This window comes from Variovorax paradoxus B4, from assembly GCF_000463015.1.
GTDB lineage: Bacteria > Pseudomonadota > Gammaproteobacteria > Burkholderiales > Burkholderiaceae_C > Variovorax > Variovorax paradoxus_E.
The window spans coordinates 867,868-890,637 of record NC_022247.1 but is presented as its reverse complement, the minus strand read 5'-3'; the positions used below and the strand labels follow the sequence as shown (position 1 = coordinate 890,637).

At 69.3% G+C, this 22,770-nt stretch carries 21 protein-coding genes; 16 read left to right on the top strand and 5 right to left on the bottom strand.

Annotated features, from left to right (window positions below):
- Window positions 1-5: 5 nt before the first annotated feature.
- The 3 genes from VAPA_RS04010 to VAPA_RS04000 form a co-directional block, all read right to left on the bottom strand.
- Window positions 6-1,286: an FIST signal transduction protein gene (locus tag VAPA_RS04010; protein WP_021005485.1), complete on the bottom strand. Its 1,281-nt coding sequence runs from the start codon at window positions 1,284-1,286 to the stop codon at window positions 6-8.
- Between the two features lie 45 nt (window positions 1,287-1,331).
- Window positions 1,332-2,033: a PhaM family polyhydroxyalkanoate granule multifunctional regulatory protein gene (locus VAPA_RS04005; RefSeq protein WP_021005484.1), complete on the bottom strand. Its 702-nt coding sequence runs from the start codon at window positions 2,031-2,033 to the stop codon at window positions 1,332-1,334.
- Between the two features lie 89 nt (window positions 2,034-2,122).
- Complete coding sequence (locus VAPA_RS04000) at window positions 2,123-3,538, bottom strand: aminotransferase-like domain-containing protein (RefSeq protein ID WP_021005483.1); 1,416 nt, start codon at window positions 3,536-3,538, stop codon at window positions 2,123-2,125.
- Between the two features lie 103 nt (window positions 3,539-3,641).
- Here VAPA_RS04000 and VAPA_RS03995 point away from each other — a divergent pair, with 103 nt between their 5' ends.
- From VAPA_RS03995 to VAPA_RS03950, 10 genes are read left to right on the top strand one after another with little or no spacing between them, the layout of a single operon-like run.
- Window positions 3,642-4,241: a LysE family translocator gene (locus VAPA_RS03995; RefSeq protein WP_021005482.1), complete on the top strand. Its 600-nt coding sequence runs from the start codon at window positions 3,642-3,644 to the stop codon at window positions 4,239-4,241.
- Complete coding sequence (locus VAPA_RS03990) at window positions 4,238-5,194, top strand: DMT family transporter (protein ID WP_021005481.1); 957 nt, start codon at window positions 4,238-4,240, stop codon at window positions 5,192-5,194. Before VAPA_RS03995 ends, VAPA_RS03990 begins: the two co-directional genes overlap by 4 nt.
- A 30-nt stretch (window positions 5,195-5,224) precedes the next feature.
- Complete coding sequence (locus VAPA_RS03985; protein WP_021005480.1) at window positions 5,225-6,454, top strand: aminotransferase-like domain-containing protein; 1,230 nt, start codon at window positions 5,225-5,227, stop codon at window positions 6,452-6,454.
- Between the two features lie 23 nt (window positions 6,455-6,477).
- Window positions 6,478-7,110, top strand: a complete 633-nt coding sequence (locus VAPA_RS03980) for a DJ-1/PfpI family protein (RefSeq protein ID WP_021005479.1) — start codon at window positions 6,478-6,480, stop codon at window positions 7,108-7,110.
- Between the two features lie 22 nt (window positions 7,111-7,132).
- The gene (locus VAPA_RS03975; protein ID WP_021005478.1) at window positions 7,133-7,804 is read left to right on the top strand and encodes a LysE family translocator; all 672 of its coding nucleotides are present in this window, start codon (window positions 7,133-7,135) and stop codon (window positions 7,802-7,804) included.
- A 5-nt stretch (window positions 7,805-7,809) separates the two neighbouring features.
- Window positions 7,810-8,451 (top strand): glutathione S-transferase family protein, encoded by a 642-nt coding sequence (locus VAPA_RS03970; RefSeq protein WP_021005477.1) that lies wholly within the window; start codon window positions 7,810-7,812, stop codon window positions 8,449-8,451.
- 5 nt (window positions 8,452-8,456) lie between these two features.
- Complete coding sequence (locus tag VAPA_RS03965; protein ID WP_021005476.1) at window positions 8,457-9,383, top strand: PhzF family phenazine biosynthesis protein; 927 nt, start codon at window positions 8,457-8,459, stop codon at window positions 9,381-9,383.
- 11 nt (window positions 9,384-9,394) lie between these two features.
- A complete protein-coding gene (locus VAPA_RS03960; protein ID WP_021005475.1) occupies window positions 9,395-10,087 on the top strand; it encodes a VOC family protein in 693 nt (230 codons plus the stop codon).
- Window position 10,088: 1 nt separating this feature from the next.
- Entirely contained in the window at window positions 10,089-10,721 is a 633-nt protein-coding gene (locus VAPA_RS03955) for a LysE family translocator (protein WP_021005474.1), read from the top strand.
- 40 nt (window positions 10,722-10,761) lie between these two features.
- Window positions 10,762-12,504 carry a ClcB-like voltage-gated chloride channel protein gene (locus tag VAPA_RS03950; protein WP_021005473.1) on the top strand — a complete coding sequence of 581 codons (1,743 nt, stop codon included), beginning with the start codon at window positions 10,762-10,764 and terminating at the stop codon, window positions 12,502-12,504.
- 88 nt (window positions 12,505-12,592) lie between these two features.
- Here VAPA_RS03950 and VAPA_RS03945 read toward each other — a convergent pair whose 3' ends face one another.
- A complete protein-coding gene (locus VAPA_RS03945) occupies window positions 12,593-13,801 on the bottom strand; it encodes an MltA domain-containing protein (RefSeq protein WP_329604095.1) in 1,209 nt (402 codons plus the stop codon).
- 817 nt (window positions 13,802-14,618) lie between these two features.
- Between VAPA_RS03945 and VAPA_RS03940 the strand changes: the two genes are divergently transcribed.
- A complete protein-coding gene (locus VAPA_RS03940; RefSeq protein WP_041946008.1) occupies window positions 14,619-14,894 on the top strand; it encodes a hypothetical protein in 276 nt (91 codons plus the stop codon).
- Between the two features lie 168 nt (window positions 14,895-15,062).
- Window positions 15,063-15,272, top strand: coding sequence for a hypothetical protein (locus tag VAPA_RS03935; protein ID WP_041946007.1), 210 nt, complete (start codon window positions 15,063-15,065; stop codon window positions 15,270-15,272).
- 87 nt (window positions 15,273-15,359) lie between these two features.
- On the opposite strand, the gene VAPA_RS03930 is transcribed toward VAPA_RS03935, so the two are convergent.
- Complete coding sequence (locus VAPA_RS03930) at window positions 15,360-16,187, bottom strand: creatininase family protein (protein WP_021005469.1); 828 nt, start codon at window positions 16,185-16,187, stop codon at window positions 15,360-15,362.
- 283 nt (window positions 16,188-16,470) lie between these two features.
- On the opposite strand from VAPA_RS03930, the gene pgaA reads away from it, so the two are divergent.
- From pgaA to VAPA_RS03910, 4 genes are read left to right on the top strand one after another with little or no spacing between them, the layout of a single operon-like run.
- The gene (gene pgaA / locus VAPA_RS03925) at window positions 16,471-18,855 is read left to right on the top strand and encodes a poly-beta-1,6 N-acetyl-D-glucosamine export porin PgaA (protein WP_196232542.1); all 2,385 of its coding nucleotides are present in this window, start codon (window positions 16,471-16,473) and stop codon (window positions 18,853-18,855) included.
- A complete protein-coding gene (gene pgaB / locus VAPA_RS03920; protein WP_021005467.1) occupies window positions 18,855-20,909 on the top strand; it encodes a poly-beta-1,6-N-acetyl-D-glucosamine N-deacetylase PgaB in 2,055 nt (684 codons plus the stop codon). Before pgaA ends, pgaB begins: the two co-directional genes overlap by 1 nt.
- Complete coding sequence (gene pgaC, locus VAPA_RS03915; RefSeq protein WP_021005466.1) at window positions 20,906-22,189, top strand: poly-beta-1,6-N-acetyl-D-glucosamine synthase; 1,284 nt, start codon at window positions 20,906-20,908, stop codon at window positions 22,187-22,189. Before pgaB ends, pgaC begins: the two co-directional genes overlap by 4 nt.
- On the top strand, window positions 22,173-22,724 hold the full coding sequence (locus VAPA_RS03910) for a PgaD family protein (RefSeq protein WP_021005465.1): 552 nt from the start codon (window positions 22,173-22,175) through the stop codon (window positions 22,722-22,724). Before pgaC ends, VAPA_RS03910 begins: the two co-directional genes overlap by 17 nt.
- Window positions 22,725-22,770 lie beyond the last annotated feature (46 nt).

Sequence of the window (22,770 nt, the reverse complement as noted above, 5' to 3'; positions counted from 1 at the left end):
GAGGCTCAGTCCTTGCTGGTGAACACCGTCAGCACACCGGTGTAGCCGTACAGGTGATGGCGGGCGATCTCGCCCGCGGCAAAGAAGCCGACCAGCGGCACGTCGCCCAGCGCGTGCCGCACGATCTGCAGCTCGGCGCCCGGCGCGCCGAAATGCGGTCCGCCGCGTCCCGAGCAGCTCACGTACACGGCGCCCGCGATGCGGCGCGCCGGATGCGGCGCCGCCTCGGCCTCCCCCGCTGCGACAGCGCGCGCGGTGGCCAGCGTCTGCTCCTCGGGCTCGAGTTCTTCGCGGATTTCCGCGCAGATGCGCATCAGGTCGGCGCGCGCGGCCTGCGCATTGCGGCGGCAGAAGGTCAGGCGCATGCCGGCCTCCGCCACGTCGGCAATGGCGATGCCGCGGCGCGTGGGGTCCAGGCCGATGATGTGGCGCACCAGCACGTCGGCCCCCAGGTCGCCGGTGCGGCGGATGCCGTCGCTGCCTGCGGCGGCAAGGCCCACCAGGGTGGCGCGCACGGCGTCGATGGCTTCCTGCGGCCGCTCGAGCGACACCTGCAGGTCGGCCAGCAGCACATCGAGCGCGGGTTCGCCATCGAGCTTGAGCAGCAGGTTGCCGTCGGCTTCGGTGATCTCGCGCTCGCGCCCTGCGCCCGAGCGCAGCGGCTGGCAGCCCTGGGTGACCCGCGACACCAGCCGCACCCCCTCGCCGAACACCACGCCCGACAAGCCGCCCGAGAACACGCCGCCCGCGGCGCCATGCCCGCGGATGTTGCCGTTGCCGCCCACCGCGAACTGCAACGCGCCGCCGCGTCCCGACGACAGGCCGCCGAACAGATAGCCGGTGTTGGTGCGGCCCGCCATCTCGCCGATCAGCTCGGTGAGGTCGGGGGTGGCGGGGTCCGCGTGCACGAGCGCCGTGTGGGCCTCGAAGCCGCTCATTTCCGAATTGCCCAGCGGCGCCACGCCGGAGAACACGCGGTACTGGTCGCTCGGCAGCGCGCAGAGCATCAGGCTCAGGCCGGGTTCGTCGAAGTATTCGGCGTTGTTGGCCGAGACGCCGATGCCGACCGTGCCGGACCAGTCGGTGACCTCGGGCAGTTCGGCGCTCAGGTGGTCGAGGATGTCCTGCGCGTCCGCCGCGTAATGATCGGTGATGTAGAGCAGCCCGAGCGTCGGCGACGGCGCGTAGTCGGGCAGCGCCATCTGCGCGCGCAACTGGGCCAGCACGAGGCCCGCCGCCATGCGCCATTGCGGGTGGGTGGCGTGGCCGGAAGGAAACAGCTTCATGATGCGTGCCAACCCGTTCTCTTCAAAAAAGTGTTACGTATGGCGTCAGCGCCGGCCGGTCGTTCGCTTGCGCGCGGCGGCCGGTGCCTTCTTCGCGGCGGCGGGCGCGGCCGCCTTCCTGGCCGCGGGTTTCGAGGCCGCGGGAGCCGCCGCCGCCGGCTGGGCCATGGCCGGCACCTTGAGCTGGGCCGCATCCTGCAGCGCCGAACTCGCGATCTGCTGGAACTGCTCGGTCAGCGAGCCCCACCATTGCATCGGATCGACCACCCCGCCATTGCCGCCGCCACCGCCTGAAGCCGGCTTGCTGCGCGCTTTCTTCGCAGGCGCCGGGGCTTCTTCAGTCTCGGCTTCCGGTTCGGCCGGCGCGGCAGCCGCAGGTGCGGGTGCCGGCGCAGCAGCGGGCGCCACGGCGGCCGCCTGCTTGGTGAACGCGCTGGCGATATCTTCCATCCGCACGTTCATGCCGCGCAAGGTCGAAAGTGTCATCTTTTGCACTTCGAGCGCCTGGATGGTGGCCTTGAGCGCGTGGCCGTTCTGCTCGAGCCAATACTGGACCGTCTTGAGTTCCTGGATGCGCTTGTCGACCTCTTCCACGCTGAGCGTGGGGGCCACCCAGCTCGCGAGGCTCGGCAATCCGGGCACCGCGCCGCCCGCCGAACCGCCGGCGCCACCGCCGGCAAGGTTCTTCAGAAAATCGAATCCGGGGACGAATTGACTGAAGTCGAAGGGTTGGCTGGCGTTGCTCATGCGGAGGTCTCCGGGTTGGGTTTTCTTGTGATGCCAGCTTACTCCAAGGCATCGCCGTTTTGGGCCCCCGGGCCCTCCCCGTTGCCCCGTCAAAGTTCCGCGCGCACCTTGCTGAACACCTTCCAGAACGCCGCGTCCTGCGAGGTCGCGAAATTGATCCGCATCATCGTGCTCGGCGGCCGCCTCGCATGGAACAGCGAGCCCGGCGCGAGCAGGTAGCCCTGGTCGAGCATGCGCTGGGTGAGCGCGTCGGTGTCGACGCCGGTGTCGACCCAGCCGAACAGGCCCGCCGGTTCCGACGCGAAGGTGCAGCCGTGCGCCATGGCGAGCTTCACCGCGCGGCCGCGCGCGCCGTCGAGCCGGATGCGCACGCGCTCGGCATGCCGCCGCAGCTGGCCCTGGTCGATGCACCACGAAAGCGCCCGTTCGAACAGGGTGGGCGTGGTGAGCGTGGCCAGCAGCTTGGTTTCGAGCAGCCGCTCCTTCAGTTCCGGCGAGGCGGCCAGGAACCCGATGCGCCAGTTGGGCGCCAGGATCTTGGCGAACCCGCTGACGTAGATGGTGCGCTGCAGCCCGTCGAGCGCGCTGAGCCGCGTGGCGTGCTCGGGCGCGAGGTGACTGTAGGTGTCGTCCTCGACGATGTGGAAGTCGTGCTCGTTGGCCAGCTTGAGCACGCGGTGCGCGCTGCCGGGCGTGAGGCTGTAGCCGGTCGGGTTGTGCAGCACGCTCACGCTCACGAAGAGCTTGGGGCTGTGCAGCTGGCAGTACTGCGCCATCACCTCCAGGTCGGGCCCGTCGGCGCGGCGCGGCACCGGCAGGATGCGCATGCCCAGCGCCTCGAGCCGCGCAAACTCCAGCGCCCAGCCGGGCTCCTCGACCATCACCGGATCGCCCGCGCGCAGCAGCGTGCGGCTCACGATGTCGAGCGCATGCGTGGCGCCCACCGTGGTCACGATCTGGTCGGGCGCGGCGGGCACGTTGATGCCCACCAGCTTGTTCGACAGGCTGCGGCGCAGCGCCGCGTCGCCCGAGGGTTCGCCGTACTGGAGCGACAGCTCCTGCAGCGCGGCTGTACTGGTCATGCGGCGCACCGCCGTCGGCATGAAGGTGGACGACATCCATTCGGGCGGAAACACCCCCATGCCCGGCTGCGGCTTGTCGCTGGGCCGGTGGAACATGCTGCGGATGAGCGAGCTCGCATCGGCCGGCACGCGCGAGGCCATCATCTGGATGACCATGGGCGCCGCGTTGGGCGGGCGGCCCTCCTGCGCCGGGGCCGAATCGCGCACGTAGAAGCCGCGCTGCCGGCGCGCCTCGACCAGGCCCTGCGCCAGCAGCTGGTCGTAGGCCGCCACCACCGTGTAGGGGCTCACGCCCTGCTGGCGCGCGCATTCGCGCACCGAGGGCAGGCGCGCACCGGGCGGCAGCAGCCGGGTGCGGATGCGTTCCGCCAGCCGGTCGGCCAATTGCCCCGTGAGCGACTGGGTGGAGGTTCGTGTCAGCATCTGCGCCGGGCTTCTGTGTCGAAAGAAAGACCAATACAGTTTTCGAATATGTTCGATCAACTGTATTGGAACTGTAATGGTGTGAAAGTTTAGAGTGTATGCAATGAACTGGCAAGAATTCACCGCGCTGCTGGTGCTGGCCACGGCGATGAGTTTCTCGCCCGGTCCCAACACCACGCTTTCCACCGCCCTGGCGGCCAACGGCGGCCTGCCGCGCGCGATGCGCTTCGTGGTGGCCGTGCCGGTGGGCTGGACGCTGCTGCTGGTGCTGTGCGCGGCCGGCATCGGCGCCCTGGTGGTGGCGGTGCCTTCGCTGCGCCTGGGCATCAAGGCGCTGGGCGTGGGCTACCTCTTGTGGCTGGCCTACAAGCTGAGCGGCAGCGGCACGCTCGGCCGTGCAGACGGCGCCAGCCTCGACATCGGCTTCGGCCAGGGCGTGATGCTGCAGTTCGTCAACATCAAGGCCTGGCTGCTCGCGCTCACGCTGGTGGCCGGCTGGATCGCGGGGCAGCCCGATGCGCTCGGGCGCTTCGCCATCGTCGCGCCGGTGATGCTGGCCTACGCCTTCGTCAGCAACTTCACCTATGCACTGGCCGGCGCGCTGCTGCGCGAATGGCTCTCCAAGGGCCGGCGGCTGTTGTGGTTCAACCGTGCGATGGGGCTGGTGCTGGTGCTCACGGCCTGGTGGATGCTGGGCGTATGAGCAACAGGCTCAACATCAAGGACGAGACGCTGGGCATGTGGCTCGGCGTGATCGGCGTGGCGCTGTTCGCGGTCACCTTGCCGATGACGCGGCTGGCCACCGGCACGCAGGGCGCGCCGCAGCTGTCGCCCTGGTTCGTCACGCTCGGACGCGCCGCGCTGGCGGGCATTCTCTCCACGGTCTTCCTGCTCGCCACGCGTTCGCCGCGGCCCGCGCCGCACCAGTGGAAGCCCCTTGGCATGGCGGTGCTCGGCAACGTGATCGGCTATCCGCTGCTGCTGGGCTACGCCTTGCGCGTGGTCACGGCCAGCCACGCGGCGGTGGTGACGGCGCTGTTGCCGCTCGTGACCGCGGCAGTCGCGGCCTGGGTGCTGCACCAGCGCGCGCGGCTCGGCTTCTGGCTCTGCGCCATTGCGGGCAGCCTGCTGGTGGTGCTGTTCTCGGTGCTGCGCGCGAGCCAGGGCGGCCATGGTTTCGGCTTCGAATGGGCCGACCTGCTGCTGGTCGGCGCGGTGGTCGCGGCATCGTTCGGCTACATCTACGGCGCGCAGGTCACGCCGTCGCTCGGCGCGGAGCGGGTGATCTGCTGGGTCTGCGTGATGGCGCTGCCCGTGACGCTGCCCGCCACGCTGGCCATGTGGCCCACGGAGCCCATCGGCACGTCGGCCTGGCTGGGCTTCGTCTATGTCGGCGTGTTCTCGATGTGGATCGGCTTCTTCGCCTGGTACCGCGGCCTGGCCCTCGGCGGCGCGCTGCGCGTGAGCCAGACCCAGCTGCTGCAGCCCTTTCTCTCTATCCTTGCATCCATTCCGCTGCTGGGCGAACCGCTCGACGTGGTCACGCTGGGCTTTGCCATGGCCGTGGTCTGCACGGTGGTGCTCGGCAAGCGCCTTTCGCAGCCGCAGCCCGTTCTTGCCGTTTCGCCGCGTGCAGCGCATGCCGAACAATCCTGATCTCACCTCACCCGACTGAAAGAAGACCCCATGAACTGGAAACTCGCTGCCCGCGCCGCCAAGATGAATCCGTCGGTGCTGCGTGAAATCCTCAAGGTCACCGAGCGCCCCGGCATCATCAGCCTGGCCGGCGGCCTGCCCTCGCCCAAGACCTTCCCGATCCAGGCCTTTGCCGACGCCTGCGCCGAGGTGCTGCACAACGACGGCCAGGCGGCGCTGCAATACGCCGCGAGCGAAGGCTATGCGCCGCTGCGCCAGGCCGTGGCCGACATGCTGCCGTGGAACGTCGATCCCGCGCAGGTGCTCATCACCACCGGCTCGCAGCAGGGCCTCGACCTGGTGGCCAAGGTGCTCATCGATCCGGGCAGCAAGGTGCTGGTCGAAACGCCCACCTACCTGGGCGCGCTGCAGGCCTTCGGCCCGATGGAGCCGAACCCGGTGAGCGTGGCGAGCGACGACGAAGGCGTGATCGTCGAAGACCTGGTGGCCAAGGCACGCGCGACCGGCGGGCGCGCTTCGGAAGACGCCGCGCGCTTCGTCTACCTGCTGCCCAATTTCCAGAACCCCACCGGCCGCACCATGACCGAGGCGCGGCGCGCGGCGGTGTCGGCCGCCGCGGCCGCCGCCGGCCTGCCGATCGTCGAGGACAACCCCTACGGCGAACTGTGGTTCGACGAAGCCCCGCCGCTGCCGCTGACCGCGCGCAACCCCGAAGGCTGCATCTACCTGGGTTCGTTCTCGAAGGTGCTCGCACCGGGCCTGCGCCTGGGCTTCCTGGTTGCGCCGAAGGCCATCTTTCCGAAGCTGCTGCAGGCCAAGCAGGCGGTCGACCTGCACACGCCGATCTTCACGCAGCGCATGGTCTCGGCCGTGATGAAGGACAACTTCCTCGAGCGCCACGTGCCGACCATCCGCGCGCTCTACAAGCGCCAGCGCGACGCGATGATGGCTGCGCTCACGCGCGAGATGGCCGGGCTGGACGTGAAGTTCAACGCGCCCAAGGGCGGCATGTTCCTGTGGGCGCGCCTGCCCGAGGGCATCGACACGGTGGCGCTCTTGCCCAAGGCGGTGGAGCGCAACGTGGCCTTCGTGCCGGGCGCGCCCTTCTATGCGGACCAGGGCGATCCGCGCACGCTGCGGCTGTCGTTCGTGACGGCCAGCGTCGAGGAAATCGACACCGCCATCGCCGCGCTGGCCCTGACGCTGCGCGAGGAACTGGCGCTGCTGGGCGAACGCAGGCTCGCGCCCGAACCCGTCTGAGCCGCAACACGAGGCAGACCACGATGCACATCGCCATCCTGACTTTCGACGGATTCAACGAACTCGATTCGCTGATCGCGCTCGGGGTGCTCAACCGCATCAAGAAGCCGGGCTGGCGCGTGACGCTGGCCGCGCCCAGCGCCACGGTCACCTCGATGAACGGCGTCACCGTGCATGCGAGCTCCACGCTCGAGGCGGCCGCCGAGGCCGGCGCGGTGCTCGTCGGCAGCGGCATCCGCACCCGCGAGATCGCGGCCGATCCGGCCATCATGGGCGCGCTGCGCCGCCTCGATGCGAAGCGGCAGCTGATCGGCGCGCAGTGCTCGGGCACGCTGCTGCTCGCCAAGCTGGGCCTCCTGGGCGCGGTGCCGGCCTGCACCGACCTCACGACCAAGCCCTGGGTGCAGGAGGCCGGCATCGAGGTGCTCAACCAGCCCTTCTTCGCCAAGGGCAACGTGGCGACGGCCGGCGGCTGCCTGTCGGCGCCCTACCTCGCGGCCTGGCTCATCGCGCGCAGCGAAGGCATCGAGGCCGCGAAGAGCGCGCTGCACTACGTTGCGCCGGTGGGCGAGAAGGAAGACTACGTGGCGCGCGCCCTGCGCAACATCGCGCCCTATCTCCCCTCGGTTCCCGCAGCCACGGCCGACGCTGCCTGAAGGAAGCGCCGCAGGACGCCTCATGATCAGCCTCGCCACGCTCGCGCTCTTCCTGCTGGCCGTTCTCGCGCTGTTCCTGTCGCCGGGGCCGAACATGGCCTTCGTGCTCTCGCACGGCGTGGCCCACGGCCCGCGCGGCGGCTTCGCGGCGGCGCTCGGCATCTCGTCGGCCGACCTGGTGCACACGCTCTTCGCCGCCACCGGCGTCACGGCGCTGGTGGCGGCCTGGCCGCCCTCGTTCGACCTGCTGCGCTACGCGGGCGCGCTGTACCTGCTGTGGCTCGCGGTGCAGGCCCTCCGCAGCAGCGGCGGCCTCCCCACGGGCGCGCGTGCGCAGCCGTCCGCCTTCGCGCGCATCGTGCGCATGGCCTTCCTGAACAACCTCGTCAATCCGAAGGCGCTGCTGTTCTTCATGGTGTTCCTGCCGCAGTTCGTCGAGCCGGCGCGCGGCAGCGTGCCCTTGCAACTGGTGCAGCTCGGCGTCATGCTGTCGGCAGCCGCGCTCGCGTTCAACACGCTGCTCGGCGCCTGCAGCGGGCAGGTCGGCCGCTGGCTGCAGCGCCGTCCGGGGGCTGAAAAGTTCCAGCGCGGCCTGCTGGCCCTGGTGATGGTCGGCCTGGCGATCCGCCTGCTGCTGCTCGACCGTCCCGCCGTGCCATCCGCCCTGTCCGCCACACCTGTCCAAGGAAGCTGAACACCATGCTCAATATCTGGGGCCGCATCAGTTCGATCAACGTGCGCAAAGTCGTCTGGTGCGCGCAGGAACTCGGGCTCGACTTTCAACGCACCGAGGCCGGCGGCCGGTTCGGCGTGGTGCAGACGCCCGAGTACCTGGCACTCAACCCGAACGCGATGGTGCCCACCATCGACGACGGCGAAGGCAGCGATCGCGTCACGCTCTGGGAATCGAACGTGATCGTGCGCTATCTCTGCGCCAGGCATTCGCACGGCAAGTTCTACCCGAGCGAGCTGCCCGCGCGCTTCGATGCCGAACGCTGGATGGACTGGCAGCAGACCACGCTCAACCGGGCGAGCCGCGATGCCTTCGTGCAATGGGTGCGCACGCTGCCGGCCGAGCGCGAACCCGCCCTGATCGCGGCCTCCGTCCATACGAGCGAGGCGCTGTTCGCGATGCTCGACGCGCACCTGGCCCGGCAGCCCTTCATGGCCGGCGACCGCTTCACCATGGCCGACATTCCCATCGGCTGCGAAGCGCACCGCTGGTTCGGCCTGCCGCCGGCCGAATACCAGCGCCCCAGCTGGCCGAACCTCGAACGCTGGTACGGTGAACTGATCTCCCGTCCGGGCACGCGCGGCGTGCTCGATCTCCCGCTCGAATGAAAAGCATGAAACCCCGCCCGTTCAAACAAGTCGACGTCTTCACCGCCACGCCCTACCTCGGCAATCCGCTCGCCGTGGTGCTCGACGGCGGCGGCCTCGACGACGCCGAGATGCAGCGCTTCGCGCAGTGGACCAATCTTTCGGAAACCACCTTCCTGCTGCCCCCGACGCAGCCCTCGGCCGACTACCGCGTGCGCATCTTCACGCCCGGCGGCGAACTGCCCTTTGCCGGCCATCCCACCATCGGCAGCTGCCACGCCTGGCTGCAGGCCGGCGGCAAGCCCAAGGCGGCGGGCCGGATCGTGCAACAGTGCGCGGCCGGCCTGGTGCCGCTGCGCCATGAAGGCGAGCGCCTGGCTTTCTCGGCCCCGCCGCTCAAGCGCAGCGCGCCCAGCCCCACGCTGCTGGCCAAGGTGGCGGGTGCGCTGGGCCTGAAGGCGCAGCAGGTCGTCGCAGCCCAGGTGCTCGACAACGGCCCGGTCTGGTTCGGCCTGCTGCTCAGCGATGCGGACACCGTGCTCCGGCTCGTGCCCGACCACCGCATGCTCAAGGAACTGGGCGTGAAGGCCGGCGTGGCGGGCGTGCCTGCGGCAGAGGGCTCGTCGATGCTGATCGGCCGCTCGAACCGCGAGGCGCGCGCCTTCGGCGGCAAGGCCGTTGCAATCGAAGAAGACGACGGCCCGAAGATCGACCTCGAGGTGCGCGCTTTCGCCGCGCCCATCGGCGTGGAAGAAGACCCGGTCACCGGCAGCCTCAACGCCAGCCTCGCCGAATGGCTGATTGCCGACGGCCACATGCCCGCGCGCTACGTGGCTGCGCAGGGCCAGTGCCTCGGCCGTGCCGGTCGCGTGTACATCGAGCGCGACGGCGAGGGCAAGGTGTGGGTCGGCGGCGATGCCGTGACCTGCATCGACGGCCAGGTCACGCTGTAGGGCAAGGCACCATGCGCGCGCAACTCGACCATCTGGTAGTCGCCGCCGCCTCGCTGGCCGAGGGCGTGGCGTGGTGCGAGGCCACGCTGGGCGTCACGCCGGGCCCCGGCGGTTCGCATCCGCTGATGGGCACGCACAACCGGCTGCTGAACATCGCGAGCGCGGCCTTTCCCCAGGCCTACCTGGAAATCATCGCGATCGAGCCCGGCAAGCAGCCATCGCGCCCCGGCACGCGCCGCTGGTTCGACCTCGACGACCCCGTGCTGCAGGCGGGGCTCGCACAACGCGGACCGCGGCTGGTGCACTTCGTTGCGCGCGTGCCCGATGCGCGCGCCGCGCTGCAGGCGCTCGCGCACGAGGAGCACGCGCACATCGACCGCGGCCATCTGCTCGAAGCCTCGCGCGACACGCCCGCCGGCCGGCTCGAATGGCAGATCACGGTGCGCGACGATGGCCAGCGCCTCTTCTACGGCGCGCTGCCCACGCTGATCCAGTGGGGCCCCGTGCATCCCACCGACGCCATGCCGGCCTCGGGGCTGGCGATGCGCTCGCTGCAGGCCACGCATCCACGCGCGGCCGACCTGGCCGTGGCGCTGTCGGCCATCGGCATGGCCGGCATGGCGGTGCAGCCCGGCGCGCCCAATCTCGTGGCCGAACTCGACACCCCCCGTGGCCCCGTCACGCTTCAATCCGAAGGACTCTGACATGCTGAGCTTGACTGAAATCGCCTGGTTCGCACTCGCCTCGCTGCTGCTGGCGCTCACGCCGGGGCCGAACATGATCTATTGCGTGTCGCGCACGCTCATCCAGGGCCGGCGCGCCGGGCTGGTCTCGCTCGGTGGCGTGATGATGGCTTTCCTGGCCCACCTGTTCGCAGCCGCGCTCGGCCTCACCGCGCTGCTGCTGGCCGTGCCCGTCGCGTTCGACGCCATCCGGCTTGCCGGCGCAGCCTACCTGCTGTGGCTCGCATGGCAGGCGGTCAAGCCCGGCGGCAATGCGCCCTTCGAGGCGCGCGTGCTGCCGGCCGATCCGCCGGGCAAGCTGTTTCGCATGGGTTTTCTCACCAACCTGCTGAACCCGAAGGTCGCGATGTTCTACCTCTCGTTCTTTCCGCAGTTCATCCATCCGGAGCGCGGTTCGGTGCTGCTGCAGAGCGTGCAGCTGGGCGTCGCGCAAATGGCCAGCAGCGCCGCGGTCAACACCGTGGTGATCCTCGGCGCCGCGAGCATCACGGCCGTGCTCTCGCAAAGCGCCGGCTGGCTGCGCGCGCAGCGCTACGTCATGGGCAGCGTGCTGGCGGCCCTGGCGGTACGCGTGGCGCTGACGGAACGCAGGTAGGAGCGCAAGTTCGACGGCCGCGGCCGGATAATCCTGCGGCATGAGTTGGTCCGCCTCCCGATTCCTTGTTCAGCGCGCCCGACTGAAACGCTTCCTTCGCATCTCCGAATGGCAGTCGATGCTGGCCTGGGCCGTCGTGGCCGGGCTGCTCGGCACCGCAGCGACCGAAGCCTTCCGGCTGCTGCTGCGCTGGCTCGACCTCGCCGTGCTGGGCCAGGGCGGAGGCCTGGTGGCCCTGGCGCAGAGTCTTCCAGCGTGGGCGCGGGTGGCAGTGCCTGCGGCGGGAGGGCTGGTCGCCGGCGCGCTCCTGGTGCTGGCTCGCCGGCTCGGCAAGCCGGAGACGAAATCCGACTACATGGAAGCGATCGTGCTCGGGGACGGGCGGATCCCGGTGGCACAGACCATGGCGCGCAGCGCCTCCTCGCTGGTCAGCATCGCCAGCGGTGGTTCCATCGGCCGCGAGGGCTCGATGGTTCAGCTGGCGGCACTGTGTGCGTCATTGCTCGGCCGGCGGCTGCGCTTTCCGGTGGAGCGCCTGCGCGTGCTGGTGGCCTGCGGCGCCGCAGCGGGACTCACGGCCGCCTACAACGCGCCGATCGCAGGCGCATTCTTCGTGGCGGAGATCGTTCTCGGCTCGATCGCCATGGAGAGCCTGGGCCCGATACTGATTGCCGCGGTCGTCGCCAACATCGCGATGCGGGCCCTGCCCGGCTACGAGCCACCGTACGCCATGCCGACCTTTCCGACCGTGACCGGCGCGGAGGTCGTGCTCTTCGTCCTGCTGGGGGTATTGCTGGGCGCCGCGGGCGCCATGTTCCTGCGAGGACTGCGGCAGGCCCGCAATCTCTTTCAGCGCACCTCGCTCCCCTTGCCGCTGCGCCTCGCGCTGGGAGGCCTGGTGGTGGGGTTGATCTCGTGGAGGTTTCCCGAGGTCTGGGGCAATGGATACAGCGTCGTCAATTCCGTGCTGCACACCGATTGGCCGTGGGCCCTGCTGCTGATGATCGTCGCCGCGAAGTCGGTGGCCACGCTGGCCACCGTGGGGTCCGGGGCGGTCGGAGGCGTCTTCACACCGGCCCTGTTCTTCGGCTGCATGCTGGGCACGCTTTTCGGCCAGGGCATCCATCAGCTTTGGCCGCAGGCGACCGCCGCCCCTTTTGCGTATGGCATCGTCGGCATGGGCGCCTTCCTGGCCGGCGCCACGCAGGCTCCACTCATGGCGATCCTCATGATCTTCGAGATGACCCTGAGCTATCAGGTCATGCTGCCGCTGATGGCCGCCAGCGTGGTGGCGTACTTCATCGTGCGGTCGACCCGGTCCGGCTCGATGTACGAGATCACCGAACACCGGCATCTCCGGCAGATCGAGCGCGAGCGGCTTCGCGCGTCCGACATGCTGAGCCTGGTGCAACCGACGGAGACCGTGGTGCCCGAAACGGCCGACCTGCAGCAGATGAGCGCACTTTTCTTGAAGCACCCGGTCAAGTACCTTTATGTGGTGGATGCGCAGAATCGCTATCAAGGCGTCGTACCGCTGCGGCAGCTGACCGCCGCCATGACGGTCAAAGGCACGGCGTCCGGCCACGGCCGATGCGCCAGCGATTTTCTCAGCCGCGAGATTCCTCCCATCACCCAGGACATGAACCTTGGAGCTGCGCTGCAGCGCTTCATCGAGCATCAGGGTGAACGCCTCCCCGTCGTGCGAAGCGTGAATGATCCCGAGCTCCTTGGCGTGGTTCACAAGACCGCCCTGCTTCAAACCTACGTGCGCCTCAGCGAGTAATGCCGTCCCGGGAAGCCCTCGACAACGGATCGCATTCCTTGACTCCACATGGACAGGTTCCCCTACGCTGCCACTCGCGCAAGCCTTGTCAGTCGTTGACGCAACTGTCTTCTGCGGGCACGAGGCATTCGGGCAGGTCGGCTCCCACGGCCCCTCCCCGGGTGCGGATGGTGGAGCTGGCGGCAGCGGCCACCGCCAGGCCGCGCGGCAGCAATATCCACAGCTGGCCGCGCTCTTTCATGCGGCGCGCCTGGGTCGCGGCCTGTTGGCCGTTTCCGAAGAAGTAGTCTGCCCGGACAGCACCACGAATCGCGCCGCCTGTATCCTGCGCAATCGTCAGACGCCGCATCGGTGCGCCGCTCCCTGGCGCACGCGTCGAGACGAAGACGGGGTAGCCCAGAGGCGTGCTGCGTGGATCGACCGCGATCGATCGCCCCGCCGACAGCGGCACGCCGAACGCACCAACCGGACCGCCCGCCATGGCACCGGCCTCCTTGAAGAAAACATAGCTTGGATCCTTGATTCCGGAGCCGGTCGCCTTGCCGGCGTTGCGCCGTCCCGGCACCATCACCGCGCCGCTGGTCTTGGGAAGGGCAAGCGTGAAGCCACGCGTGCGGATCACGGATACGTCGGTATCGCCATCCACGCCATCGTCCTCATCGCCATCGTCCAACTCGAGCTCGATTGACGAGCCGCGCACCTTGACCGGACTGCGGGCCCTGCCGGATGCCGATTGCGCCAGACTGGGCCTGAACGGCTGTCCGTTCTGCTCCGCGTACGCGACGCGGATCACTTCCCCGTTGTTCAGGCGGATGCGTCCGGACCCCTGGATCTGCATCTCGTAGAGCGCTGTCGCGCTGCTCACGAACGCGAGCACCTTGGCGTTCGGCGCGCCTTTGGTCTCGATCTCTTCACGGGTGAAATAGGGCAGGAGTCGATTCCCCTCGATGCGAAGGCGAACCTTGCGATCCAGGGTGTCTCGCGTGATGCTCGACAGGTCGAGTGCATACAGGCCTGGCGCCCCCATGTCCCGCGTGCTCAATCCGCCTTGAACGGCCACGTTGCGGCCCTTCACGCGTGCGGCCACAACGCCGTTGCCCGCAGGCAGCTTGCGTGCATCTGCAAAAAGCATGTCCTGCGGTTGCGCATACACCGGATAGATGTTGGGCGGCTCATATTGTCTGCTGCCGGCGATCTCGGGTTCAAAATAGCCGGTGACCACGCCATCGGGGCGTCGGTCGTCGTCCCGAATCTGATAGGCGGAGAACTCGCGCTCGAAGAAGTTGCGTATCGCCACGTCATTGTTGCGGCCCACGCTTCTCGCGCGATCACACACCTGCCGCCATTCGGCGCCACGCCCCGTCAACACCTTGCAGCTGCCCAGGAACGCCGGCCAGCTTTCGGAAAAGTCATCCTGCCGCCACCCGGGGACCAAGTCGAAACCTACCGATGTGTATGTGGCGAGTCGAGTCGAGAACGTACGCGCTCGGCCGGCAATATTGCCACTCGCCGGCGATGAGGCAGCCGCGGCAGAGGGGGCGGGAGGCGATTGCCCGGGCACTCCCCCCGCGGAGGGTGTGCTCGCAGGCGGCGGCAACGGAGGCGGCGGCGGCGTTGAGTGGGCGGCCGCAGGTGTCGCAACAGGAGCGTCGAATGGCATCCAAGTCTCGATCGTGCTGCAACTGGCAAGCGCGGCTGCGAGCGCCACGCTTCCAATTCGCCACCGGGCGGATGAGAAGCAGAGATGCGATTTCATGGGAGGTCCTTGGCACGGAGGTGATCATCTGCAGCGCCCGCACTGAAAGTGCGCTACCCGCTCATGTCGAGCGATATGTTTCTTGCCGCACCGCGAAGATCCGACCCACGGGAGGAAGGCAGGCACCTGGCAATCAAGGCCGAGAGTCGACACGGCAGACAAGGATAGGGACGACTCGCAAATCTGACCATCTGTACGACGATCTATCACGAACGATCTAGGGAATGGCTCTCGGTACGGCAACGGCGCGAAGCGGTACGTCCGTGTCCCGTCAAGGTGGTGATCTCCCCGGTTGAAAGTACCAGCCGGATTGCTCAAGATGGCGGATTGTTCAGACACGCGATGCAGGCACCAGAACATGAATCGACTTTTTGCCCTGAGCCCGCTTCTCGCGCTGGCCGCCTGCGCGGGAAGCGGGCTGATCGCCGGCAAGGCGCAGGGGCAATCCTCGGAGATCCGCTCTGTCCAGGTGATCGGCGAGTCGGCAATCGATCTGAGAACCCGCGCCATCCTCGAAGCGTCCCGGCAGTGCGGGGCGCAGAGCAAGCACGCCCGCATCGTCGAAGTGACCTCCAATGGCCTCACCCTCTTCAGCCACAAGCCGGAGGCCGAGGCGGTGTTTCGCTGCGAGTAGGTGCGCGACGCGCAAGGTTCGGCTCCGCTCGAAGGGATCTGGCTCAACTACCGCGCCTGCCCGCAGCACCGAATTTCAATGCCCATTCGACCGACTCCTCTGATTTCCCTTGCCCTTTTCGCTTGGTGCGCCTCTTCGGCATGGGCGGAGCCGATGGAGGCGGCGAGGATGGCCGAGCGCTACCTCGACGTTCAGCGTTGCATCGAGCGCACCATCGGCAAGCAATGGCCGCAGAAGTACGGGATCGTTCTCGCCCGAAACCAATGGGGCGCAATCGAAGCGACAGAGCGTTCGATCGATGCCGCGCCACAGGCGGTCCGCATGACGGATCTGCGTTGCAGACGCCAGCTCAGCCTGACAGGCGAACCCCGTCCCTGAGCGTGAATCCTGTGCCGATCAGCGCGCACGCACGGGAGGAAGAGTCCGCATCCCGTCTTTCCCACGCACAGATAATCGCGTGAGGCGTCAGGGAAGCGGCTGCGTATTGGCCGTGTCCAGCGGCAGGCGCGACACCTCGGCCAGCAACAGCGCAAGCTGCTGCGCGGCGGCATCGACGACCGCCTGGCCGCGCGGCGCCGTCGCGGCGGCTGCGTTGCCGGCCGCGCCCTGCGCGTTGTAGTCCTCCATGGCCCAGCCGAGCTTGGCGCTCCTGCCGTTGCCGAGAATCGCGTAGTCGGCCGCGCGCTGCTCGGAGGTGGAGCGGAAATTCTTCGCCTCGCCCATGCGCACCTGCTGCGGCGCAAGCGCCAGCATCATCGAGGTTTCGATCTCGCCCGCATGCACGCCGAAGCGGTGCTCGCCGGCGCCGAACTGCGCGCCCGCATCGCCCAGCGGCAGGTTGAACCAGCTCACGCTGTAGACGATGAGGCCGTGCGCCGCGCGCAGCTCGCGCGCCACGATGTCCATCGCGCCCACGTGGCCGCCGTGCGCGTTGAACAGCACCAGCTTCTTCACGCCGGCATGCGCCACGCCGGCGCCAATTTCCTTCCACATGCGGATCACGGTCTCGGCCGACAGCGTGAGCGTGCCCGCGAAGCGCGCGTGCTCGGGGCTCAGGCCGATCTGCTGCGTCGGCAGGAACAGCACCGGCAGTGCGGCCGGCAGCAGCGGCAGCGAGGCGGCCACGATGCCGTCGGCCAGCACCGTGTCCACGCCCAGCGGCAGATGGGGCCCGTGCTGTTCGGTGGCGCCGAGGGGCAGCACCGCGACCGTGGCGGCCGCATCGAGCGCCGCGAAATCGCGCGTGGTGAGCTGGGACCAGAAGCGGGGCAAGGAGGCCGGTTGTGCGTGCATCTTGCGATCTTAGGCTGACGCGCCGCCGGCGCCCAGATGGCCGCGCGATGCGCACGTGGATGCCTTCATGCCCATCGATGTGCGACTCAGTTCACGCTCCGGCCACATCTTTCGCCGTTTGTCGGTCATTTGTTAACAAACTCCCATAGAGTCACTTTTTAGGAACTTTTCAATACAGCTTTCGTGGCTTCGAGAAGTTCTGCCCTGAATGGCGTTTCGCCGTGCAGGGAGCGCAATCAAAGGGAGCAGAGTGTCAATCCACAAGAACGATGGAGGCACGGTCGTGGCTGGACGCAGTTCGGCGCCGGCCGACCCGTTGCCTCGATACCTCGCACAGGCTGTGCGGAGCCTGCCTCCGATCGTCTGCCTGCTGGCATTCGGCGCCTCCGCTGCACTTGCGGATCCGGTTGCCATTGCGTCGCCCGCGGCGGCCGATCGCACCGCAGCCTCCTCCTACGCTCCACAACGGCACGACGCGCTCATCGGCGCGTATCGCGCGAACCGCATCCCGCCGCCGCAAGCACTGCAGCAGCTGAGGGCATGGCTCGCAACGGCGCTGGGCCATGCCGAGCGGCAGCGCGTCGTCTCCGACGCCGTGGCGATCGCGGCCGCAGACGGCCAGTTCGCCGAAGCCGCGGCCCTGGGCCGCCAAGGGCCGCCCGCCGGCTTGCACGACTACGCGCTCGGCCCGCTGGCCCTGGCGGCGCGCCGCACGCAGGACCTCACGCTGCAGGGCGAGGCCATCGCCGTCTGGCGGGCGCGCCTGCCGGCGTCGCGCGATGCGCTGCGCGAAGATGAACTGCTGCTCGCGTCGAGCGGCGCCGCATCCGCGGCTTTCGAGGAGGCCGAAGCGGCGGAACGCGCGAATCCCGGCACCTTCACGGCGCTGGCCTTGTCCACGCTGCAGCAGCAGGCGCTCGCGCAGCAACTGCGCTGGGCGGTGCTGGAGCGCGACGAGCGCATCGGCGCGGCGCGCGTGGCCGCGCTCGACAAGGTGCTGGCGCAGCAGGAGATCGCGCTGGCCCGGCTCGACGCATCGGCACTGCACGCCAACCCGGCCGATGCCGATGCCTGGCGCTCCGCTCGCCTGCGGCTGCAGTCCGACCGGCTGCTGGCGCTTGTCGAGCGCGGCCTTCCCGCCGACGCCATCGCGCTGTACGAGGCACTGCACGCCGACGGATCGGCGCTGCCGCCCTATGCGCTCGGCGCCGCAGCCCGTGCCTTCGCGCAGGAACGCCGCTCGGTCGATGCCGTGCCGCTGTTCGAGGCGGCCGTGGCCGGCAGCGGCCCGGCACTGGCGGCGGCCGACCCGATCTACCAGGGGCTGGCCTACGCCTATCTCGATACCGGCCGCTTCGAGGAAGCCGATGCGCTGCTCGCGCGCATCGAAGGCGCCACGCCCGCCACGCTGCGCCTCGCGCCCGAAGCGGGCCTGCCGAACGGCGAGTACACCGAAGCGAACGGCATGCGCGCCATGCTGCTGCTCTATGGCGACCGGCATGCGCTCGCGCAGCAGCGCTTCGCCCTGCTCACGGGCGAAGCGCCTCTCAACGCCGAGTTTGCGGCCGGCGCGGGCCTGGCCGAACGGCTGCGCGATCGCCCCGAAGCGGCGCTCGCGCGCTACGAAGCGCTGGCCGCCGACCACCCGTATGACATCGGCGCACGCGCCGGCCACGTCGAGGCGCTGCTCGACGCGGGCGAATTCCGCGAGGCCCGCCGCCGCGCCGAATCGCTCGAGGCCGACGCGCCCGACACCGCCCAGGTGCGCGACCTGGGCCGCAAGCGGCGCGCAGTCACCGGCCCGCGGCTCGACCTCGACGCCGAGGCAGCTTCCGGTGGCGCCGCCATCGCCAATCGCGAATGGCGCCTTGCGAGCCGCCTCAGCTCGGGCCTGATGGACGACCAATGGCGCGTCTTCTACGACCAGGTGCTGGGCCGCGCAGACACCTCGGACGGCAATGGAAACTGGGCGCGCGGCGGCATCGGCCTTGCCTGGCAGCGCGGCCGCTGGCTGGCCGAGGGTGCTCTGCAGCACTCGAACACCGGCCCCTATCGCACCAGCGCGGCCGGGCGCATCGACTACCGCGCCGGGGACGCATGGCGGCTCTCGGCCACCTTCGACGGCGACAGCAAGGATCTGCCCTGGAAGGCACGCATCGCAGGCATCGGCGCGCGCGAGACCGGCCTGGCCCTGAGCCGCGTGGTCAGCGAGGCGCGCCGCTTCGAGCTGCAATGGCAGCGGCTCGACTTCAGCGACGGCAACCTGCGCAACGGCCTCGACTTCAGCTGGCGCGAACGCTGGGTCAGCACGCCGCGCTTCCAGCTCGAGACGCGGCTCGGCGCCGGCACCAGCCGCGGCCGGCAGCAGGAGGTTGCGTACTTCAGCCCGCCCCGCGATGCCAGCGCCCAGCTCACCGTGCGCGCGCAATGGCTCAACTGGAAAAGCGACGACAGGCAGTTCTTCCAGGCCATCGAGATCGGTGGCGGCAGCTATCGCCAGGCCGGTTTCGGAACCGGCCCGCTGTGGAGCGTGCGCTACGAACACAGGTGGAACCTGGGCCCGAAGCTGACCCTGCGCTACGGGCTGGGCATTTCCGGCCATCCCTACGACGGCGTGCGCGAACGGCAGCGCAGCGTCTTCCTGAATCTTTCGATGCCCCTGCCCTGATGCGAACCGACCTGTTCATCCTCCTGCGCGCCACCATGGCCTGGCTGCTGCTGTCTCTCGCGCTTCCCGGCGCGGCGCAGCCGCTGCCGCCCGCCGACCCCGACGACGGCGTGAGCTTTCGCGTGCTCTCCTTCCACGACGTGCGCAGCAACGTGCGCGCGAGCTTCGAGAGTTCGCCCGACGGCACCGCCATCGACGAGCGCACGCTGGCCGAGGTGTTCGCCTGGCTGCGGCACAACCGCTACCACCCCATCAGCCTGCAGCAGGCGATCGATGCGCGCGCCGGCGGCCAGCCGCTGCCCCCGAAGCCCGTGCTGCTGACCTTCGACGACGGCTACCGCAGCGCCTACACCAAGGTCTTTCCGCTGCTCAAGCGCTTCGGCTATCCCGCGCTGCTGGCGCTGGTGACGAGCTGGCTCGACGTGCCGGAGGGCGCAAGCGTTCCGTACGGCGACAAGCCCGCGCCGCGCGACGACTTCCTGCGCTGGAGCGAGGCCGCCGAAATGGCGCGCTCCGGCCTGGTCGAGCTGGCGAGCCACAGCCATGCGATGCACAACGGCGTGCAGGCCAATCCGCAAGGCAACATGCTGCCGTCCGCCGCAACGCACCGCTACGACCCGGCCACGGGCCGCTACGAGGACGACGCCGCCTACGCGCAGCGCATCGAATCCGACCTGCGCCGCAGCCGCAGCATCATCGAGGCCCGCACCGGCGCCAAGGTGCGCGCGATGGTGTGGCCCTACGGGGCCTACAACAGCGCAGCATTGAAGGCTGCCGAGCGCGCGGGGATGCCCGTCACCTTCACGCTCGACGACGGGCCGAACGCGGCCTCGGTGCCGCTCTCGCGGATTCGCCGCGCGCTGGTGGCCTACGACAACGAGGCCCCCGAGTACGCCCGGCTGCTGAGCAGCCCCGCGGGCGGCGAGCTGCGGCCGGTCAACCGCGTGATGCACGTCGACCTGGACTATGTCTACGACCCCGATCCGGCACAGCAGGAGCGCAACCTCTCGGCCCTCCTCGACCGCGTCGCGGCCATCCGGCCCCGCGCCGTGTTCCTGCAGGCCTATGCCGACCCCGATGGCGACGGCGTGGCCGATGCGCTCTATTTCCCGAACCGCCAGCTGCCGATGCGCGCCGACCTCTTCAGCCGCGTGGCCTGGCAATTGCGCAGCCGCACCGGCGTGAAGGTCTATGCATGGATGCCGGTCATGGCCTTTCGCCTGCCGGCGTCGAACCCGCTCGCGGCGCATACGGTGCGCACCATGGACGGCGGCACACCCGCGGACCGCTACCACCGGCTGTCGCCCTTCGACCCCGAAGTGCGCGCGCTGATCGGCGGCATCTATGAAGACCTCGGGCGCCATGCCTTCTTCGAGGGCCTGCTGTTCCACGACGACGCGATGCTCTCGGACGACGAAGACGCAAGCCCGCCCGCGCTCGCCGAATACGGCCGCTGGGGCTTGCCGGCCGACGTGGCCGCCATCCGCGCCGACCCGGCCCTGATGGCGCGCTGGACCGGTGCCAAGACGCGCTACCTGACGGAATTCACCCGGGAGCTCGCCGCGCGCGCAGGCGCGTGGCGGCCCGGGCTGGAAACCGCGCGCAATCTCTATGCGCGGCCGGTGCTCGAACCCGCGGCAGAGCAATGGTTTGCGCAGAACTACGAAGCCTCGCTCGCGGCCTACGACTACGTGGCGCTGATGGCGATGCCGCGCATGGAGCGCGAAGCCGATGCGCAGGCCTGGCTCGCACGCCTTGCGCGCCGCGCGGCTGACACGCCGCGCGGCCTGGACGGCACCGTCTTCGAACTGCAGGCGCGCGACTGGCGCACGGGCCGGCCCGTGCCCGACGAGGAACTTGCGCGCCAGTGGGCGCTGCTGCACCGCATGGGCGTGCGGCACCTGGGCTACTACCCCGACGATTTCCTGGCCAGCCAGCCCTCGCTCGAGGTGGTGCGCCGCGCGATCTCGGTGCGCGCGCTGCTGCCGCGCGCGCTGCCCGCGCCAGCGCCAACGTCGGCCGCGACATCCGCGGCAGAAGGCCGCTCGCCATGACCACCCTCCACGCCCTGTCCGAAGCGCTGCCGCCGCTGCTGTTCGGCTTCGTCTTCTACTACCCCTTCTTCATGGCGTACGTCTGGATGGCGGGCGGGCTGTCGCATGCCTGGGTGTTCGAGCGCCAGCGCGATGTCGAGATCGATCCGCTGCAAGTGCTTGCGTCGCAGCCCCTGGTGACGGTGGTGGTGCCCTGCTTCAACGAAGCGCCCCACCTGCGCGAGGTCATCGAGCAGCTGATGCGCACGCGCTATCCGAACTTCGAGGTGATCGCGGTCAACGACGGCAGCACCGACGGCACGGGCGAGCTGCTCGACGCGATGACGCAGGAATACAGCCGGCTGCGCGTGATCCACAACGCCAGCAACCAGGGCAAGGCCGTGGGCCTGAACACCGCCTGCCAGCTCGCGCGCGGCGAGTACATCCTGGGCATCGACGGCGATGCGCTGGTGGACGCCAACGCCATTGCCTGGATGCTGAATCCGATGCTGGAGTCCGAACGCATCGGCGCCGTGACCGGCAATCCGCGCATCCGCACCCGCACCACGCTGCTCGGGCGCATGCAGGTGGGCGAGTTTTCCTCGATCATCGGGCTCATCAAGCGCTCGCAGCAGCTGGTGGGCACGCTGTTCACGGTGTCGGGCGTGATCGCGATGTTCCGCCGCCGCGCCGTGATCGACGTGGGCTTCTGGAGCCCCGACGTGCTCACCGAGGACATCGACATGAGCTGGAAGCTCCAGCTCGGCGGCTGGCAGCTGCGCTTCGAGCCGCGCGCGCTGTGCTGGATCCTCATGCCCGAGACCTTGCGCGGCCTCTGGAAGCAGCGCCTGCGCTGGGCCGTCGGCGGCATCCAGACGATGCTGCGCTACACCCCGCGCATCCTGCGGCCGCGGCAGTGGCGCATGTGGCTGGTCTATGCCGAGTACATGGTCAGCGTGGTGTGGGCCTATGCGATGGCGCTCGTGCTGGTGATCGGCTTTCTGCGGCCGTTCCTGCCCGCCGCGTCGGCGTGGCATTCGGCGCTGCTGCCGCACTGGCAGGGCACGCTGCTTGCCATGACCTGCATCCTGCAGATGCTGCTGAGCCTGTGGATCGATCGCCGCTACGACCGCGACCTGCTGCGCTATTTCGCCGGAACGATCTGGTACCCGATCGCTTTCTGGACCATCACGATGGCGGCCACCGTCATCGCCCTTCCCAAAGCCCTGATGCGCCGCCGCGGCAAGCGTGCGGTGTGGACGAGCCCCGACCGAGGAGTTTCCGATGCACCACCACCCTGAATCCCACACCCTGCCGCCGGTGCGGCGCCGCTCCTGGGGCCAGCCCGCGGGGGAAGAGCCGATCATCGACGCCGCGCGCATTTCGCTGCGCGCCTTCGGCAGCGGCCGCTCGCCGCAGCGCACGCTGGCCATGTACCTGTGGCTGCGCGTGCTGCGCCCGGCCGTCACCGTGGCGATCTGGTTCTGCGCGATCTGGTACGCATGGCCCTATGTGCTTGGCGCGCGCTCGCAGCCCGAGGTGCTGCACCTGCTCGGCCTCTATGCCACCGTGATCGGCGTGATCCTGGTCTCGATGCTGCTGATGGCGCCGTTCCGCCGGCTGCAGCACCTGCGCGAGGCACCGCCGGACCAGGAGCAGTCGTCGCTGTTCGCGCTGGCCTCCTACATCGCCGTGCCGCCGGCACGCCTGTCCGCCTGGCAGCGCGCCCGCCAATTGCTGGTGCACCATGACCGCGACGGGCAGCTGCGCCATGCCGAGGACGCGGCATGCGGCCTGCCGGAGCCCGCGCTGCGAACGGCGGCCGCCGCACGCTGACCGGTACGGCCGCGTCCCTGCAGGGATTTCGCGTCGGTGATTCAAT

What these genes read in the sequence shown, in the direction of transcription:
- VAPA_RS04010 (WP_021005485.1), bottom strand. Translation starts at nt 1,286, where the DNA reads ATGAAGCTGTTTCCTTCCGGCCACGCCACCCACCCGCAATGGCGCATG.
- VAPA_RS04005 (WP_021005484.1), bottom strand. Translation starts at nt 2,033, where the DNA reads ATGAGCAACGCCAGCCAACCCTTCGACTTCAGTCAATTCGTCCCCGGA.
- VAPA_RS04000 (WP_021005483.1), bottom strand. Translation starts at nt 3,538, where the DNA reads ATGCTGACACGAACCTCCACCCAGTCGCTCACGGGGCAATTGGCCGAC.
- VAPA_RS03995 (WP_021005482.1), top strand. Translation starts at nt 3,642, where the DNA reads ATGAACTGGCAAGAATTCACCGCGCTGCTGGTGCTGGCCACGGCGATG.
- VAPA_RS03990 (WP_021005481.1), top strand. Translation starts at nt 4,238, where the DNA reads ATGAGCAACAGGCTCAACATCAAGGACGAGACGCTGGGCATGTGGCTC.
- VAPA_RS03985 (WP_021005480.1), top strand. Translation starts at nt 5,225, where the DNA reads ATGAACTGGAAACTCGCTGCCCGCGCCGCCAAGATGAATCCGTCGGTG.
- VAPA_RS03980 (WP_021005479.1), top strand. Translation starts at nt 6,478, where the DNA reads ATGCACATCGCCATCCTGACTTTCGACGGATTCAACGAACTCGATTCG.
- VAPA_RS03975 (WP_021005478.1), top strand. Translation starts at nt 7,133, where the DNA reads ATGATCAGCCTCGCCACGCTCGCGCTCTTCCTGCTGGCCGTTCTCGCG.
- VAPA_RS03970 (WP_021005477.1), top strand. Translation starts at nt 7,810, where the DNA reads ATGCTCAATATCTGGGGCCGCATCAGTTCGATCAACGTGCGCAAAGTC.
- VAPA_RS03965 (WP_021005476.1), top strand. Translation starts at nt 8,457, where the DNA reads ATGAAACCCCGCCCGTTCAAACAAGTCGACGTCTTCACCGCCACGCCC.
- VAPA_RS03960 (WP_021005475.1), top strand. Translation starts at nt 9,395, where the DNA reads ATGCGCGCGCAACTCGACCATCTGGTAGTCGCCGCCGCCTCGCTGGCC.
- VAPA_RS03955 (WP_021005474.1), top strand. Translation starts at nt 10,089, where the DNA reads ATGCTGAGCTTGACTGAAATCGCCTGGTTCGCACTCGCCTCGCTGCTG.
- VAPA_RS03950 (WP_021005473.1), top strand. Translation starts at nt 10,762, where the DNA reads ATGAGTTGGTCCGCCTCCCGATTCCTTGTTCAGCGCGCCCGACTGAAA.
- VAPA_RS03940 (WP_041946008.1), top strand. Translation starts at nt 14,619, where the DNA reads ATGAATCGACTTTTTGCCCTGAGCCCGCTTCTCGCGCTGGCCGCCTGC.
- VAPA_RS03935 (WP_041946007.1), top strand. Translation starts at nt 15,063, where the DNA reads ATGGCCGAGCGCTACCTCGACGTTCAGCGTTGCATCGAGCGCACCATC.
- VAPA_RS03930 (WP_021005469.1), bottom strand. Translation starts at nt 16,187, where the DNA reads ATGCACGCACAACCGGCCTCCTTGCCCCGCTTCTGGTCCCAGCTCACC.
- pgaB (WP_021005467.1), top strand. Translation starts at nt 18,855, where the DNA reads ATGCGAACCGACCTGTTCATCCTCCTGCGCGCCACCATGGCCTGGCTG.
- pgaC (WP_021005466.1), top strand. Translation starts at nt 20,906, where the DNA reads ATGACCACCCTCCACGCCCTGTCCGAAGCGCTGCCGCCGCTGCTGTTC.
- VAPA_RS03910 (WP_021005465.1), top strand. Translation starts at nt 22,173, where the DNA reads ATGCACCACCACCCTGAATCCCACACCCTGCCGCCGGTGCGGCGCCGC.